Origin of the sequence: Nostoc sp. (assembly GCF_036917415.1) — a bacterium.
Lineage (GTDB): Bacteria > Cyanobacteriota > Cyanobacteriia > Cyanobacteriales > Nostocaceae > Nostoc.
Map to the genome: position 1 here is coordinate 39,590 of NZ_JBALDJ010000097.1, position 14,454 is coordinate 54,043.

15 protein-coding genes and 2 pseudogenes are annotated in these 14,454 nt (G+C 41.5%); 9 read left to right on the forward strand and 8 right to left on the reverse strand.

The window, feature by feature from the left end:
- The first annotated feature begins 73 nt into the window (after positions 1-73).
- Together V7K41_RS21930 and V7K41_RS21935 are read left to right on the forward strand one after the other, a co-directional pair.
- Positions 74-1,030, forward strand: a complete 957-nt coding sequence (locus V7K41_RS21930; RefSeq protein ID WP_334851594.1) for a J domain-containing protein — start codon at positions 74-76, stop codon at positions 1,028-1,030.
- On the forward strand, positions 1,030-2,244 hold the full coding sequence (locus V7K41_RS21935; protein WP_334851595.1) for an ATP phosphoribosyltransferase regulatory subunit: 1,215 nt from the start codon (positions 1,030-1,032) through the stop codon (positions 2,242-2,244). The genes V7K41_RS21930 and V7K41_RS21935 overlap by 1 nt, the downstream gene beginning before the upstream one ends.
- Before the next feature lie 134 nt (positions 2,245-2,378).
- Here V7K41_RS21935 and V7K41_RS21940 read toward each other — a convergent pair whose 3' ends face one another.
- Together V7K41_RS21940 and V7K41_RS21945 are read right to left on the reverse strand one after the other, a co-directional pair.
- On the reverse strand, positions 2,379-2,561 hold the full coding sequence (locus V7K41_RS21940) for a DUF6887 family protein (RefSeq protein ID WP_334851596.1): 183 nt from the start codon (positions 2,559-2,561) through the stop codon (positions 2,379-2,381).
- Positions 2,536-2,691, reverse strand: a pseudogene (locus tag V7K41_RS21945) (DUF6888 family protein); the annotation flags it as partial. The pseudogene V7K41_RS21945 and the gene V7K41_RS21940, both read right to left, overlap by 26 nt.
- An 85-nt stretch (positions 2,692-2,776) precedes the next feature.
- Between V7K41_RS21945 and V7K41_RS21950 the strand changes: the two are divergent.
- Entirely contained in the window at positions 2,777-3,064 is a 288-nt protein-coding gene (locus V7K41_RS21950) for a DUF1822 family protein (protein ID WP_334851598.1), read from the forward strand.
- 297 nt (positions 3,065-3,361) lie between these two features.
- Here the strand turns inward: V7K41_RS21950 and V7K41_RS21955 are convergent, their stop codons facing one another.
- Together V7K41_RS21955 and V7K41_RS21960 are read right to left on the reverse strand one after the other, a co-directional pair.
- Entirely contained in the window at positions 3,362-3,682 is a 321-nt protein-coding gene (locus V7K41_RS21955; RefSeq protein ID WP_334851600.1) for a helix-turn-helix domain-containing protein, read from the reverse strand.
- Positions 3,683-3,703: 21 nt separating this feature from the next.
- Positions 3,704-3,832: a hypothetical protein gene (locus V7K41_RS21960; protein WP_334851602.1), complete on the reverse strand. Its 129-nt coding sequence runs from the start codon at positions 3,830-3,832 to the stop codon at positions 3,704-3,706.
- A gap of 613 nt (positions 3,833-4,445) precedes the next feature.
- Here V7K41_RS21960 and V7K41_RS21965 point away from each other — a divergent pair.
- Positions 4,446-5,429 (forward strand): polysaccharide deacetylase family protein, encoded by a 984-nt coding sequence (locus V7K41_RS21965; protein ID WP_334851604.1) that lies wholly within the window; start codon positions 4,446-4,448, stop codon positions 5,427-5,429.
- 29 nt (positions 5,430-5,458) lie between these two features.
- Here the strand turns inward: V7K41_RS21965 and V7K41_RS21970 are convergent.
- A pseudogene (locus tag V7K41_RS21970) lies at positions 5,459-5,632 on the reverse strand (IS630 family transposase); the annotation flags it as partial.
- Between the two features lie 83 nt (positions 5,633-5,715).
- Between V7K41_RS21970 and V7K41_RS21975 the strand changes: the two are divergent.
- Together V7K41_RS21975 and V7K41_RS21980 are read left to right on the forward strand one after the other, a co-directional pair.
- Positions 5,716-6,213: a GNAT family N-acetyltransferase gene (locus tag V7K41_RS21975; RefSeq protein ID WP_334851606.1), complete on the forward strand. Its 498-nt coding sequence runs from the start codon at positions 5,716-5,718 to the stop codon at positions 6,211-6,213.
- A gap of 206 nt (positions 6,214-6,419) precedes the next feature.
- A complete protein-coding gene (locus V7K41_RS21980; protein ID WP_334851608.1) occupies positions 6,420-7,160 on the forward strand; it encodes a chromophore lyase CpcT/CpeT in 741 nt (246 codons plus the stop codon).
- Positions 7,161-7,210: 50 nt separating this feature from the next.
- Here the strand turns inward: V7K41_RS21980 and V7K41_RS21985 are convergent, their stop codons facing one another.
- From V7K41_RS21985 to V7K41_RS21995, 3 genes are all read right to left on the reverse strand, one after another.
- Positions 7,211-7,771 (reverse strand): hypothetical protein, encoded by a 561-nt coding sequence (locus V7K41_RS21985; RefSeq protein WP_334851610.1) that lies wholly within the window; start codon positions 7,769-7,771, stop codon positions 7,211-7,213.
- Positions 7,772-8,015: 244 nt separating this feature from the next.
- Entirely contained in the window at positions 8,016-9,365 is a 1,350-nt protein-coding gene (locus V7K41_RS21990) for a cytochrome P450 (RefSeq protein ID WP_334851612.1), read from the reverse strand.
- 58 nt (positions 9,366-9,423) lie between these two features.
- Positions 9,424-11,316 (reverse strand): lipoxygenase family protein, encoded by a 1,893-nt coding sequence (locus V7K41_RS21995; RefSeq protein ID WP_334851613.1) that lies wholly within the window; start codon positions 11,314-11,316, stop codon positions 9,424-9,426.
- Between the two features lie 494 nt (positions 11,317-11,810).
- Here V7K41_RS21995 and V7K41_RS22000 point away from each other — a divergent pair, with 494 nt between their 5' ends.
- The 3 genes from V7K41_RS22000 to recR all read left to right on the forward strand — a co-directional run bounded on the left by V7K41_RS22000 (position 11,811) and on the right by recR (position 14,173).
- A complete protein-coding gene (locus V7K41_RS22000; RefSeq protein WP_334851615.1) occupies positions 11,811-12,848 on the forward strand; it encodes an aldo/keto reductase in 1,038 nt (345 codons plus the stop codon).
- 145 nt (positions 12,849-12,993) lie between these two features.
- Entirely contained in the window at positions 12,994-13,488 is a 495-nt protein-coding gene (locus tag V7K41_RS22005; protein WP_334851616.1) for a hypothetical protein, read from the forward strand.
- Between the two features lie 127 nt (positions 13,489-13,615).
- The gene (recR, locus tag V7K41_RS22010) at positions 13,616-14,173 is read left to right on the forward strand and encodes a recombination mediator RecR (RefSeq protein WP_334851618.1); all 558 of its coding nucleotides are present in this window, start codon (positions 13,616-13,618) and stop codon (positions 14,171-14,173) included.
- The last annotated feature ends 281 nt before the right edge of the window (positions 14,174-14,454 follow it).

Below are 14,454 nucleotides of genomic sequence, written 5' to 3' on the forward strand. Positions count from 1 at the left end.
CAGATGGGGCTTTCCCCCAGACTTTGGGTAAACTAAAAGCAATCTAACTGCTCCCTTGGTGCAAAAACTCTATATGTCTTTCAAAATAGATCGTGGACTATTTAAATATGATTTCATAGATCATCACGCAGTATTGTGCGTTCCAGTTGATGCCGATGTCAAAGAGATTCGCAAACGCTATCTCCAAGTTGCCCGTCGTTTGCACCCAGACAGTAGTTTTACTGAAACTGCTGCTAAAAAACATCTCGGTAATGAATTGTTATCAAAGCTGGTTAACCCAGCTTACGAAAAACTCTCTGGCGATCGCACTCGCACTGAATATATTCTAATTTTGTCGCAAATTGGCAAGCGTCTGGTACAAGAGTCTACTTCGGTAACTCTAAACACCGACTTGGCCAAACAGTTAGTTGAGGCAGCTAATATCGATCATTTCTATAAAACTGCGATCGCGAAACTAGCCCAAACCCAATATGATTCTTTAGAACAAGCGCAGCAAGTCATTGCCCAAGCTAGTGAGTTGAATTTAGTGTATTTAATGCGGAGTGCAGGTAAAGCATCCGCAGCGCCGCCACCAGCTCAATCCAAAGTCCAATCAGCTACACCTCAGCCAAATACACCAAAAAATACAGCACCAGCACCAACACCAGCACCAGCAAAAGAAGACTTGATTGTAGAACAGTATATTCGTCGCGCTCAATCTTTGATTGACAAAAACCAATTTGCCCCAGCCAAAGTAGAGTTGCAAGAGGCCCTGAAGCTAGAACCAAAAAATAGTCGCTGTCATAGCTTGATTGCAATGGTGTATTTGAAGCAAAATCAGCTAAAAATGGCAAAAATCCACTTTGATAACGCTCTAAAATTAGACCCCAGTGACGAAACGGCATTGCAATGGAAACCTAAAATAGATAAGGCTTTAGGACAACAACCTAGCGATCGTAAGGTGACTTCATCCCCCAATAATGGAGATAAGCAACCAGATAAATCTGGTAGTGGTTTGTTCGGTGGTTTGTTTGGTGGGAAGAAAAAATAATGGTGTATCAACCAGCAGCGGGAGCCAGGGATTTATTGCCCTTGGATGTGGAGAAAAAACGCTGGATTGAAGATCGGTTACAGCAAGTGTTTCATCGTTGGGGATATCACAGGATAATCACCTCGACTTTAGAGCGCATGGATACCCTGATGGCGGGGGAAGCAATCCAGCGTCAGATGGTGATTCAACTACAACAAAATGGCGAAGATGATGAATTAGGGCTACGTCCAGAATTAACAGCATCTATTGCTCGTACCGTTGTCACTCGGATGGCTGGTGTCACTTATCCACAACGGTTGTACTACAATGCCAATGTGTTTCGCCGCACTTGGGAAAGTAGACACAATCGCCAGCAAGAGTTTTATCAAGCTGGAGTAGAGTTGTTAGGTGCTGGTGGATTGCTGGCGAATGCCGAAGTACTGCTATTGGTAGCAGATTGTTTGGCAGCATTAGGTTTGCAGGGATGGCATTTAATTTTAGGTGAGGCGGGAATTACCCGATCGCTCCTGAGTGCCTTTCCTGCTAATTTACAGGATAAAGTTCGCAGTGCGATCGCTCATCTTGACCGCATCACCATAGATAATTTACCTCTAAGTGACAAACTGCGCGATCGCGCCCAAGTCATCATGGATTTACGCGGGCCAAGTGCAGATGTATTACAAAAAGTCAGTAGTTTGGATCTAGATCGAGAACAGCGAGAGGCAGTGAATAACCTCAAATCCCTAGTAGAATTACTAGAATCAGAGAAAAAATTTCCGTTAATCCTCGACCTCAGCCTGATCCAAACCATAGATTACTACACTGGCATCGTCTTTGAGGTTGTCAACGATACCGAATCCCAAGCCAGAGTTTTAGGGCGCGGTGGTCGCTATGACCAGCTTTTAGGGCTATATCATCCTCTAGGAGAAAACATACCTGGTATTGGTTTTGGACTAAGTATCGAAGATTTATACCAAGTTTTGTTATCTACTCAGCAATTACCACAAGAAACTCCAGCCAGTGACTGGTTGGTAGCACCAGAGACAGCTAACGCTAACGCCGCTGCCTTTGTCTACGCGCAAAAACTCAGAAATTCTACTGATTTGGTGCGGGTAGAAATTGATTTGGGCGGAAGGGATGCAGAGGCGATTCGCCAATATGCAAGCGATCGCGGCATTGCCCAAATTGCCTGGATTAAAGCTGATGGCTCACCAAAAATAGAATCATTGCGTTAGGTGAATTGGGCATGTAAAGAGGACACTGGGAAGTAAAAGGATAGAAGACAAAGGGAAAGACTTGTTGCAAGTTGTCCCCTTGTCTCCTCATCTCCCCCATCTCCGCACCTCCCCATCTCACCACTTCTCACTCCCTAATCCTCAAGAGTTTGCTCTTTGACATGTTCTAAAAATTCTTCAACTGTACCTGTTTTCCCTTGATTGCGAAAACGTATTGCCATTGCATGAATAGCATCCTCGTCATCTCTATGAGCTAAGATGTACTGTCTTAGGTCTTTCATGGTCATTTGTTCAAAATTCGGCTTCGGTTGACTCATAACTCACCTTTCCTTCTGGGCTAATTGATGCTTCTATCTCTTCACCAGCAATAATGATTAAGTCGCCTGTTCTAGTGTCGGTAGTTATTAAATATATAGGCGTGTACATTTTTGTTAGCTGAAAAGATTTTGTAAAACACGATGTTTCCCTCTATTCAGAAAGTTATTACCTAAATAATATTCCGCAAAGTTCAGCCGTTTTCTTCACACAAATCATGATTGATACCACAGCAAAATTTATGCCGATCGCAATTCCCATTACAGCTACCCACCGAAGTCAGGCGTACCAGTTTGCTCAACAACAGCCAACCCAAGAGCGCTCGCAACAGGTTTATCGGAATACACTAGCCGTGTTAGTAACTAGGCGTTATTTACAACTGTTAGGTATCGATACGGATTTAGAAGCAAGTTATAGCTGGAATCCTCTCAATCGCCTGGTAGAAAATATTGCAGACTTGTATATTCCCAGTGTGCGAGGCTTTTTAGAGTGTCGATCGCTCTGACGAAGCGATCGCATTCGGGTAAATGCAAGAGTCCGCACCGATCAATCTGTCCCTATTATTATTAGATGCTCTACAACATCTAACAGAGAAAATGATATTTTGCGTAGGCTTCCCTGGCATTTATGGGATTTATTTAGCCAGAGCCAGCTTCCTAATGCCAAGTTAGCTTTATTCACTAACTATTATCGTCGAGTACCCATTCTCAAAGCACCGATCAAAGTTTTAGCTATTTTCGCACGTTCAATTGCTGTGATGTATAGATTAGATATATTTTCAACTTTGGTATCAAATTCGCGATCAACAGGGGGGGTTAACCAGTAACGGCTCTCGCGTGTGCTTGATTTCAGCTTCTTCTAACAACCGCCCCACATGACGTGGAGATATACTATCGATAATACCTTGTTTTTCTACTTCTTGTGCTAATTCTCTTGCCGTCCAATCACTTATAGGTCGTCCGTAGTCTTCTGGCTTACTACAAGCAAGAGCAAATAATTCCACTACTTGCTCCATATTAAACAACGGTTGCGTACCACTGCGTTCAAAGTCCTGTAATCTTTCAATTACTGGAATCAAACGCTCTGTTAACTCTAACCACCCATTTCTCCATCTCCGAGCCATGAATCGGCTGATACTCAGTTCTCACCCAATTTCACGATTATTATTTCCTTTGTCTGCTAGCAAGATAATATGCGCTCTTAGTGCGATTTGTTGTGGTGTGTTATGACGATTCAGTAGCTTTTCTAGCTCTTGGCGATCGCACTGAGTCAAGTTTAATCATTTTGGAGCTAATCGTGCCATGTCCCAGTTCCTTTCACGCGCCCTTGTTTGATTAGTATCTCATAATATGGGTACTTTATTTCCGCCGTGTTGTACTAGTTCCCTCCCCAATACATACGGGGAGGGTTAGGGTGGGGTAAAACTGACACGAAAAACCAGGTGAGTAAACTATTTTAGACTTGTGTATACACTGTAGTTTTGCTAAAGGTAAGGGAGACAAAGCGTAACTTTGGCGGGGTGGGGTTCTTTAGGTTTAAGAAGTAATCAAGCAGACATGATACAGCAGTTTTCGTTTGGATGAAGTACAAAGTCACTAGTTTTGAGGCAGGAGGCAGGAGGCAGCTATGCAGGAGGGAGAAGAATAATTTAATTTTTGAGTCTCGGTTTTGTACCTCACGCTTGTTGCAAACTGCTGTATGACGGGCGATGTCTATGAAATGCTGCTCTTAAAGTAACTCTTTATTTTGAAAATTAGGAGCCGCAAATATTCTAGCTTGAGTTTTCCCTTAAACTCACCCCTGGTCGAACTATGAAATTTGACCAATAAAGTCCAAACCTTAGACTATAATTGACGCTTAAAATTGTCCAAATAATTTAATTCATAATGAGAACAAAGCAAAAAGGAAACAAACCAATAGCCAGTCTTTCTTTAGACTTGGATAATATTTGGTCTTATTTAAAAAATCAGGGCGCTTTGGGTTGGGAGACTTATCCTTCTTACCTCGATATCGCAGTACCTCGTTTCTTAGATATTCTCCAGCAATGGGATTTGACAATCACAGTATTCATTGTCGGTCAGGATGCAGCGCTAGAAAAGAATACTAAGGCAATACAAGCGATCGCTAGTGCTGGTCACGAAATTGGCAACCATTCATTCTATCACGATCCTTGGCTACATCTATATTCAGAGAATGAGATTGAAGAAGAGGTGGCGCTCGCCGAAGAACATATCAAGCGTGTCACTCATCAACATCCTATCGGCTTTCGGGGGCCAGGATACAGTTTTTCTCCAGCAGTATTGAAAGTCTTAGCACGCCGGGGATACGAATATGATGCTTCGACTTTTCCCACATTTTTGGGGCCCATAGCACGAGCATACTATTTAATAACTTGTAAATTGAGCAAGGAAGAACGTAAAAAACGGGAAGCGCTGTTTGGCGGTTTTAAAGAGGGTTTGCAGCCTCTAAAACCTTACCAGTGGCAACTAGATAAGGATAAACTGACTGAGATTCCCGTTACCACCATGCCAATTTTTAAAGTGCCAATTCACTTCAGTTACATAATGTTTCTAAGTACATTTTCTTCGGAAGTGGCTTTATTCTACTTGCGAATTGCCCTATGGCTGTGTAAAATTACACACATTCAGCCTTCTTTGCTACTTCATCCTACAGACTTTGTAAGTCAAGAAGATGTGCCAGAACTATCATTCTTCCCAGGTATGAGTGTCCCTACCTACAAAAAGCTGGCAATAGTGAACAAAAGTTTAGAAATTATATCCAGTCAGTTTAATGTTTTGACTGTTGGACAACACGCTAAATTTGCAGCCGATAGACGTAAACTGCCTGTATTAGTGCCTCAAAAGAGGTAAAAATATCATCTATAGCAATCCTAAATAATTCATGAGAAAACACCATATTCATGGAGCTTTGGAAAGTCCAAAATTTGACAATTTACTGAGAGTTCAAATAAAGCCTTGACTACAGAGAAAGAATCACAGAAAAAATAAAACTCTCGAATTATTCTTTTCGCCTGCAACCAAATATCCTCTACAGGATTTTGTTGTGGTGCAGAGGCGAGCAAATGTTCTTCTCTGTTATTCTTCTAAAAGAAAATTCTTTTGCTCCAAGTCTTTCTCTTATTTATGTCAACCAGATATGTGTCTCAATGATGTAGTGATTGACTGTGCCAGCCTCAATGATGTTACTGAAATCGTCAAGTTGGCCCAAGCCAATGACGCAGAACATGGTGGTATGTTGTTAGGTCATCTTGAGCCAGAGGCTGTGATGATGACTATCTCTCAAATGCCGAGCGTTGTAGCCCGTAAAGATGGTCAAGTTGTAGGATTCTTACTCAGTTGGTCAAAGACAACTGCTAATTTACCAATTATAAAGGTGATGTTACAAGCCTATCCTGGTACAAAAGATGCTTATTTGTATGGCCCCATTTGTGTTGATGAAACTATGCGTGGGCAAGGTATTGCTGCGGTAATGTTTGCTAAGTTGAAAGATTTTTTACCAGAGCGGGAAGGAATACTGTTCATCAAGGCAAACAACAAAGCATCACTTCAAGCACATCAAAAGATGGGTATGTGCAAGATGGCAGAGTTCATCTATGAAAGCACTGAATTTTTGATATTCGCGTATAATGGCTAACTACTTGATAGATTCTCTTTGAGATGAAACTGAGTGGTTAATCTGGATAATTTAAGTTATTTACTATTGGCTTAATCTGGAAAGTGACACAAGAGGGTTATTAGCCAACAGCCAAGAAATTTATTTCATGACGAAAGATGGGGCTTAATGGTGTAAATTATTTGTCCATAAGTCTGTAATCTGCTCTTGTTGAAATCCAAACCTCTATGCATTTACTCAAAGTATCAATTTTGACATTCTTGGTAACAACATTTTCATTTCTTCAACAAAGCCGTGCTGATACCAGTGCGCCCCCAATTAAAACACAGGTTCAGGAAGTAGCACAGTGGTTCACTGGTTTTTTTGATAATGCCCAACAGATTGCTAATAGCCCCTCTGTGCCATTAATCACTATGTCAAATTGTAGTGTGCAACTGGATGATACTAATCCTTTGGCTGACACACAGAACGTTTATCTAGAGCAAGAAAGTCCAGGTTTTGAGCGGCTACGCCTTTATTCTTTTAATGAAGAAAATTCTGCTGTGAATCTAAGTATTAGCAGCTTTTTAAATGAAAATACTGTACGCGGGTTGTGCAATCATTCTCAGTCTAGGCGACAGCTTAGTATTAACAATGTCAAGAACAACACCTGTAATCTGCAATTATTTTGGGAGCCGAACAGCTACATTGGGAATAACGCTCCCAATGGCTGTATAACAAGTAATGGCTTCAAAGTGGTTTCCGATGTAACTATTAAACAGAGTAGCATCGACTCCTTAGACAAAATTTTTGACAACAAAGGCAATTTACTTGTGGCCACACCCATCGAATTCCGTCGAGTTAATTCTGTTCCAGAACCCTCTGTCACATTCGGGTTGCTGGCTTTGGGAATTTGGAGTACAAAAAATACAATTTCAGATTTGCGAAAACAGAAATCAAAAAAGAATAAAACCTCTGTTTCAAGTTAGCGATGGGGGGCGACAAGGCTCTAAGCTTTAGCTGACTAACCTGAGCTGGATCAATTTGAGTGGTGTCCAATCACTAAACATTCATTTTGGACTCTGGTAAGCATATCGTTAAAAGCAGGAGTATAACAACCATCTTTATCAACAACCCTACGGAGAGTATACTCACCAGCCCGAGAAAGTCCGCCGAACCAAACGTTCTTTCTGTGCCAAATATCTCCATTGAGAGAATTTTTGTATTGGGACATTGTGAAATTGACAATCGATTTTGAAATTGGTATTCCTAGCACAATAGGTGTGACTTGAGCTTGTTGCAAAGTTTCATCTTCAAACTGAATTTTGTAACTTACTTGAAACCATTGAATTAAACGTAGTAATATCCAGCCAGCAATCGAGTCATGAAAAGTCCACTGTAATGGGGCAAAGATCGGTAAAAGCAAAGTTCTATTCTGTATATCCCATTCTAAATTGTACATAGTAATGCAAGTATCTGGCAGTGGATTACCATCCATAAAAAACACACCTTTCAGGACAGATGGTAAGTTTGTTTCTTTGATTGGAATCATCCAGGTAGCAATATTATTAAGTTGCTTTTTCTCAATTAATTCAGCCATATAATTTGTAATTACTTCCTTTTGGCTAAATGAATACCTAAATTTTTCAAGATGCGAGTCAGAGAAAAGATGAGTAATCTTGCACTAGAAAAAGAGTAAAATCAACTCAAAAAACCAGAACAATTACCAAATTATAATTCAGGAATACCACTTGCTTTAAGCTTCCTTAATCGAGGACGAGAGGTAGGGGCGCACAGCTGTGCGCCCCTACGATGAGATGTTTTTTTAATTGGAAGTCCCTGACTCACAGTCGTTGAGCAAAACCTTGTAGTACTAAATTATTAGGAGTAACGGCAGTCACTTTTTCAAAATCCCATTTGACTTCTGTAATTGAGTCCCATTGATAGTTGTGAAACAGATGTAAACAGAAAATTTTGATAAAGCCAATTGATAAGGATTTACCAGGACAGGCTCGCTCATGCCCTTCGCCGTTCCAAGATAAGATATCTGAAAAATCTCGTGTTAGGTCAAAATTATCTGGATTTTGGTATCTATTGGCATCCCGATTAGCTGTAAGAATAGAGCCAAGCAAGCGAGTACCTTTTTGGAATGGACATTTTTGTTCTCCAATCTCAACTTCACCCGCTTCAGTGGTGAGTTGGCTAACAAATCGTACAGGTGGATAGAGACGAGCCGTTTCTAGAATCACTTGATTAAGAAGTGTTAACTTTTCTAGAGCATCTGGATCTAAACTTTTCTTGCCATTCCAGACTGCATTGATTTCTGATACAACATCCTTTCTAAGGGTATTATCTAAGCAGAGAACACCAATCACAGATCCCAAAAGCGCACGTGTGCCGGCAGTACCAGCGATATGAATCATATCGAAAAGGGTATTAGCGATTTGGTGTTCGTTCAACTGATACTGAGCACCTGTTTCAAAGTAAGATGCCCATAAAGCTGATTGTTTATATCGCTTAATTAAATATTGACGATGCCGAATTTTTGGCGCTGTTAAGATTGCTAGCAGATACTTGCTGATAAAATTAGGTAAGGATGCGAGAGGCAAACCTTTAGTGTAACTATCGGATGCTGTGATTTCTTCCTCAGATAAAGATATCTGAAAAACCAGTTGATGCAAAATCGATAGCATGATCTTTGGCAAATCGTTGCCGATGTGTAATTTGCCTTGTTTAGCAGCCTCTAAAAGCCTTTCCTCAACTAGATTCCCTAAAAAGTCTATTTTTTGAGACGGTTCCGGTAAGGCTTGTAAGATTACAGTACGTAGTCCTGTGTGTTCGTTACCGTTTGTTCCCAAGCTCAGAGGATTATCAAGCAAGTAGCTAGGAGCTAATATTCTGATAATGCCTAAATCATTTCCCCGCAGTTGTGGTTGGGTTTGCATTAGTTCTCTCACCTGGGAGTGAGAGGAATGCATAATTGCTTGGTCTACTGCAAAATACTTGTCTCCAATATTATCCTTACGGATGTAGAGAAAGTCTCGCCATGCGTTGAGCATGATTGATGCATCCATGTAATAAAAAATCAAGCGTAGAAACTTGCCGATCGCAGTGTCGTAACCTACTTTAGCTAGTATAGGTGCAAGCCAAAGCTGGCGATCGTGAGCTTTGAGGACTTTATCTTTAAGTGTCATGGTATTTATTTTGAGTCATTTGTCATTTGTCATTGGTCATTGGTCATTTGTCTGCAATTCAGATATTGATGCTCTGAGGAATTTTAGAAGGAAGTAGATATTCATAGGGTGGACGGTGTAAATTACGTTGCTTGATGGTGTCTTCTACCTGCTGAAGATTATTCTGGAATGCTTGTAAGAATGGTTTTACTTTTTGGTCTGTAAAGTCTCCTTGCTGATAATCGCCCAGCTTGTTATAGTACACAGACCCCAACAAGCTAAGTAGGTTGTATTGCCGTTGTGCCTGATCTAAGGGAGGGAGCAAATTAAGGTAGTCTTGCTCAGTAACTTCTCTTTTGAGAGTTGAGGCTGGTAAATAACCTGCCATTGGAATCGCTGCGGCGTAGCCCATAAAATCTTTTTGCGGAAAGTTAACCGCAGCGTGTTGAGCACTGGCAGTGAAAATAATCAGCGTAGTGGCATCAATTAGATAATTGCGCGTTTTGATGCTCCCATCTTCGCCAAAATCGGGGATGCGACCACCATCGTAAGCTGAGATTTCAGCTGCCCACGCTTGCAGGGCTGTGTCTTTTTGAATGTCTTCATCCGTGGTGTAGTAAAGGTTTAGGTAGTCCCAAACCCATTGATGAATGGCATCCCAGACTAGTAGTGCATCATCCCGGTAAGGATAAATAGGCAATAGGTTAGGATCGTCTACACCGCGCTGTTGGAATTGCTTGGGTAAAATGGCGCTGTTAAAACCATAGCTTTGTAATCCTAGCACTGCTAAAACGCGAGAGTTGTCGATTGATGCTGAAAGTAATCTATCGACACCACCGCCTGGAGCTATGAGAATACGTTGAGCGGCATCGTTAATTGCTAAAGTGCTGTCAAAATGCGGGTGCAGGAGAATTTTTAGGGGATGGGTGAGTGGCAGTTGTCGAGCGGTGGCGATCGCAAAAACACCAATTAACAAGTGAGTTCTTGCTAGGTGAGTAACAGCTTCGTGGAAGTTGGCATCTGCTATTTGGACTACTGTTTTGGCAAAAAGCCAAGAGTATTTACCGGAGTTAGGGGTAACAATCGGATAATCTGGGCCTGGGGTTTGACCGCATTGAATGGCTATCGGACGCAATAGACGGGTGGGGTCTGAGCCTTTGGGTAAGGCAAACAGTGCTAGGGGAGCATAAAGATATTTTTGCTCGTGTGGGAATGTACCGTTGACCGCACCATCTAAAATTTTATAGTCAGCTAAGTAGAGCCTGCCTTCAAGTCCGGCTGCTGCTAATGAATCGTCAGTTCCCATTACTCCTTGGAAATGTTCGTCTGTGACTGGGAAGCGATCGCCTGGAGTCGTTACTCGCTCAATCGTGACGGGATTGTAGCCAGCTACTCGCATGTAGGCAAATACTTCATCTTCTTGGTAAATTTTAGCGATCGCTGGTACACCAATCACTGGAAACAAATTTTCGTAGTCCTTGAGACTGGTTGCATGTCCTGTAGGCTGTCCTTCATATAGAAGGTTAATTATCCTATTTAGAGCATCTCTGAGGATCACAAGTCCGTTTTCTTTCAAAATAGAATAAAAAAGATCGTCGAGTTCTCTAAGATCCTTAGATATGCCATTGAGCAAAAACTGAGGGATAATTTGCAAGATTCTTGCCAGAATGCTGAGTCTGACTGGTACTGCTCCCTTGAGCAAGGCTTCTAAAATAAACTTTCCGACATCATCACGAATCGATTTAGAACCTTGATTGCCTCTGTTCACAATCAAGGTATTGATAAACACAACTCGTAACTGCTGGGCTAATAAAAAATACCAGTTAGTGGTGAACTCTTCGGCAATAGAAAGCCGATCTAGCATCGCGATAGATGGTATATGGATGTAGTTATATTGATACTGTTGCCTAGCTATATCTAAAGTATGAGTACTTGATGAACTGATTGAATTATCTAGTGATGAAGCAGTCATTGACTTTACTCATGTTTAGTACGGGGAACTTTAATAGTTTAGAATAAACAGGTTTGAGTTAGCTAAACATATTATCGCAATCAAGTTTAAAATTACGATTTTTCTCCAGAAATTTTCTGGATTTTATCAACTCCTGAACCATGCACCAAATATTTATAAATCTTGCAAGGAATATTTAGCAATACAAATAATATTTGCCAAAATTTAGAAACAATTCTCAAAAAAGACTTTCGTACTAAGGTATTGTGTTTGAGTTGACATTTGAACCACTGAAACAATATCAGGAATAGGACTATCAGATTCTTCCTCTGCTGCCGATGTCTCTAATGCTTCCTCTGCTTACACAGCGATCGCATATTTTTCTATTACCTTCCCTCTATCAAAAATTTATCTCTACCTTACTGCTTTTATCCTTCAACAGTTAGAAGCAGCGAATTTTGCTCTATGCAAAGCTATGAAGGCAAGTTTTCATACTGTGGCAAAAGGATAAATTTGTGGATATTAGCAGACGAAATTTACTGAAGGTAGTTTCTGCTTCTAGTTTAGGTGGAGCCGGGGTATTTGCTTTACAAGGTTTAACCAAACAAGTTTTAGCGCAAAATCAGTCTACCCCACTCCAGATTAAAAAAGGTGAAATGCTCTATAGGCAACTAGGACGCACCAAAGAACAAATATCTGTAATTGGTCTAGGTGGTCATCATATTGGTAGACCAAAAGACGAACAAGAGGGTATTGAGCTGATCCGTACTGCTCTCGATCGCGGGATTAATTTTATGGACAATAGCTGGGATTACCATAATGGAGGTAGCGAAATTCGCATGGGTAAAGCTCTGCAAAATGGTTATCGTCAAAAAGCTTTCCTGATGACTAAAATCGACGGTCGCACAAAGGCAGCTGCTGCTAAACAAATTGATGAATCTTTAAAACGTTTGCAAACAGACCGGATTGATTTGTTGCAACATCATGAAGTCATTCGCATGGAAGACCCAGACCGGATTTTTGCCCCTGGTGGTGCAATGGAAGCAGTTGTGGAAGCACAAAAAGCTGGCAAGATTCGCTACATAGGCTTTACTGGACACAAAGACCCTTTAGTACACCTGAGAATGTTGGAAGTTGCCAATCAAAACAACTTCCGTTTTGATGCAGTGCAGATGCCGTTAAATGTTATGGATGCCCATTTCCGCAGTTTTGAGAGGCAGGTTTTACCCAGACTGGTTCAAGATGGAATTGCTGTACTGGGGATGAAATCAATGGGCGACCAAAACATTCTCAAAAGCAATGTGGTCAAACCGATTGAATGTCTGCATTACGCGATGAATCTGCCAACTTCAACGGTGATTACAGGTATTGAAAGTATGCCCATCTTAAACCAAGCTTTCGAGGCAGTACGTACTTTTACACCCATGAGCCAGGAACAAGTTAGAGCATTACTGAATCGGACTCGCCAAGCTGCTCTCAAAGGTCAGTATGAACTGTTTAAAACTACTAGCCAGTTTGATGGTACAGCCAAAAATCCTGAGTGGTTAGGATAAATTTTAGCTAGGGCGTGTTTGAAAACTAAGGATGAAAGCGATTTGGGCAGCTCACAGCAAACAACCGTATAAGCTGTTGCGCATTTAATTTGCACAACTAGGGCGGGCAAGATGCCCACCCCACAAGAGATTTATTTTTTGGAGGATGCAAATTAAAAGATTTTTAGCTTATCCTGCTGTGGGCACAAAACTGGCAGAGCAGCTGCAAAATCCAGAACTAAGTACAGTTTTGCGTAAAAGTGTAGCGTTTTTAATGCAGGGGGATGCATTGGCATTGCAGGATGATGCATTAACATTGTATCGGGATGCAATGGCATTGCAGGGGCACGCATTAACATTGTATTGGGATGCATTGCCATTGCAGAGGGACGCATTAACATTGTATTGGGATGCATTGCCATTGCAGAAAGATGCATTAATATTGTTAGGACTTACGCAAAATATCTCTCAAACTCTGATTTCTCCGTGCCGCGCCAGTTGCTACAAGTCGGGGAACCCGCCCAACGCACTGGCTTCTCTGTGCCTCTGCGGTTCGTTATTCCGTAACTTGTGCGTAAGTCCTAATTGTATTGGGATGCATTGGCATTGCAAGGTATTGCCTTTCTTTAATTCACTACAAATTAATGAAATGCTGTACTAAGCGATCGTGAGTTGGAAGTGTTGCGCCTGATGGAAGTACTGAAAAAATGTCATCATAGTTAAAGTGAAAACATTTTGGAGACAAGACAACGGTTTACGCACGCCCTTTAGCACGGTTAATTGAACAATTGCAACGCCTACCGGGAGTTGGCCCCAAAAGTGCCCAACGACTGGCTTTGCATATTTTGAAGCGACCAGAAGCAGAAGTAGAAGCTTTGGCACAAGCTTTAATTGAGGCAAAAAAACAAATAGGCTTGTGTTCTGTTTGCTTTCACTTATCTGCTGAACCTGTTTGTGAAATCTGCCGCAATCCCAACCGTGACAACAATACTATCTGTGTTGTTGCAGATCCTCGCGATGTGATTGCGCTGGAAAAAACCCGCGAATACAAAGGCAAGTATCACGTTTTGGGCGGGGTGATTTCGCCAATTGATGGAATTGGGCCAGATCAATTGACTATACTAGCTTTGCAGCGCCGGGTGAGTCAGCAAAAACCCCAAGAAGTAATTCTCGCAATTAGTCCGAGTGTAGAAGGGGAGACAACAACCCTGTATATCGGTCAGCTATTGAAACCATTTACCAAGGTGACGCGGATTGCTTTTGGTTTACCTGTAGGTGGCGATTTGGAGTACGCAGACGAAGTGACTTTGGCGAGGGCGTTGGAAGGACGCCGGGAGTTAGATTAAATTTTGTTTATTTTGCTGGTTAATCACTTTCTAGACTATTGACTGTACATAACATCCGATCGCAAGACATACTTTCGCCCCTGGATAATAGTAGCGCCTTCATGTACTAGTTCGTGGACAAAACACAAAGCCATACCTGTTACTGGAAGCACAGCTAGATTAGATAAATCTTTGTAGTATTCAGGAAGATATAGCAGCCGCCAGGCTGGTTAGGACGCTGTACCAAGAACATCTTCCATAGCACTGCGAAGACAGTCAAATTGAATTAACTGTTTACGAAT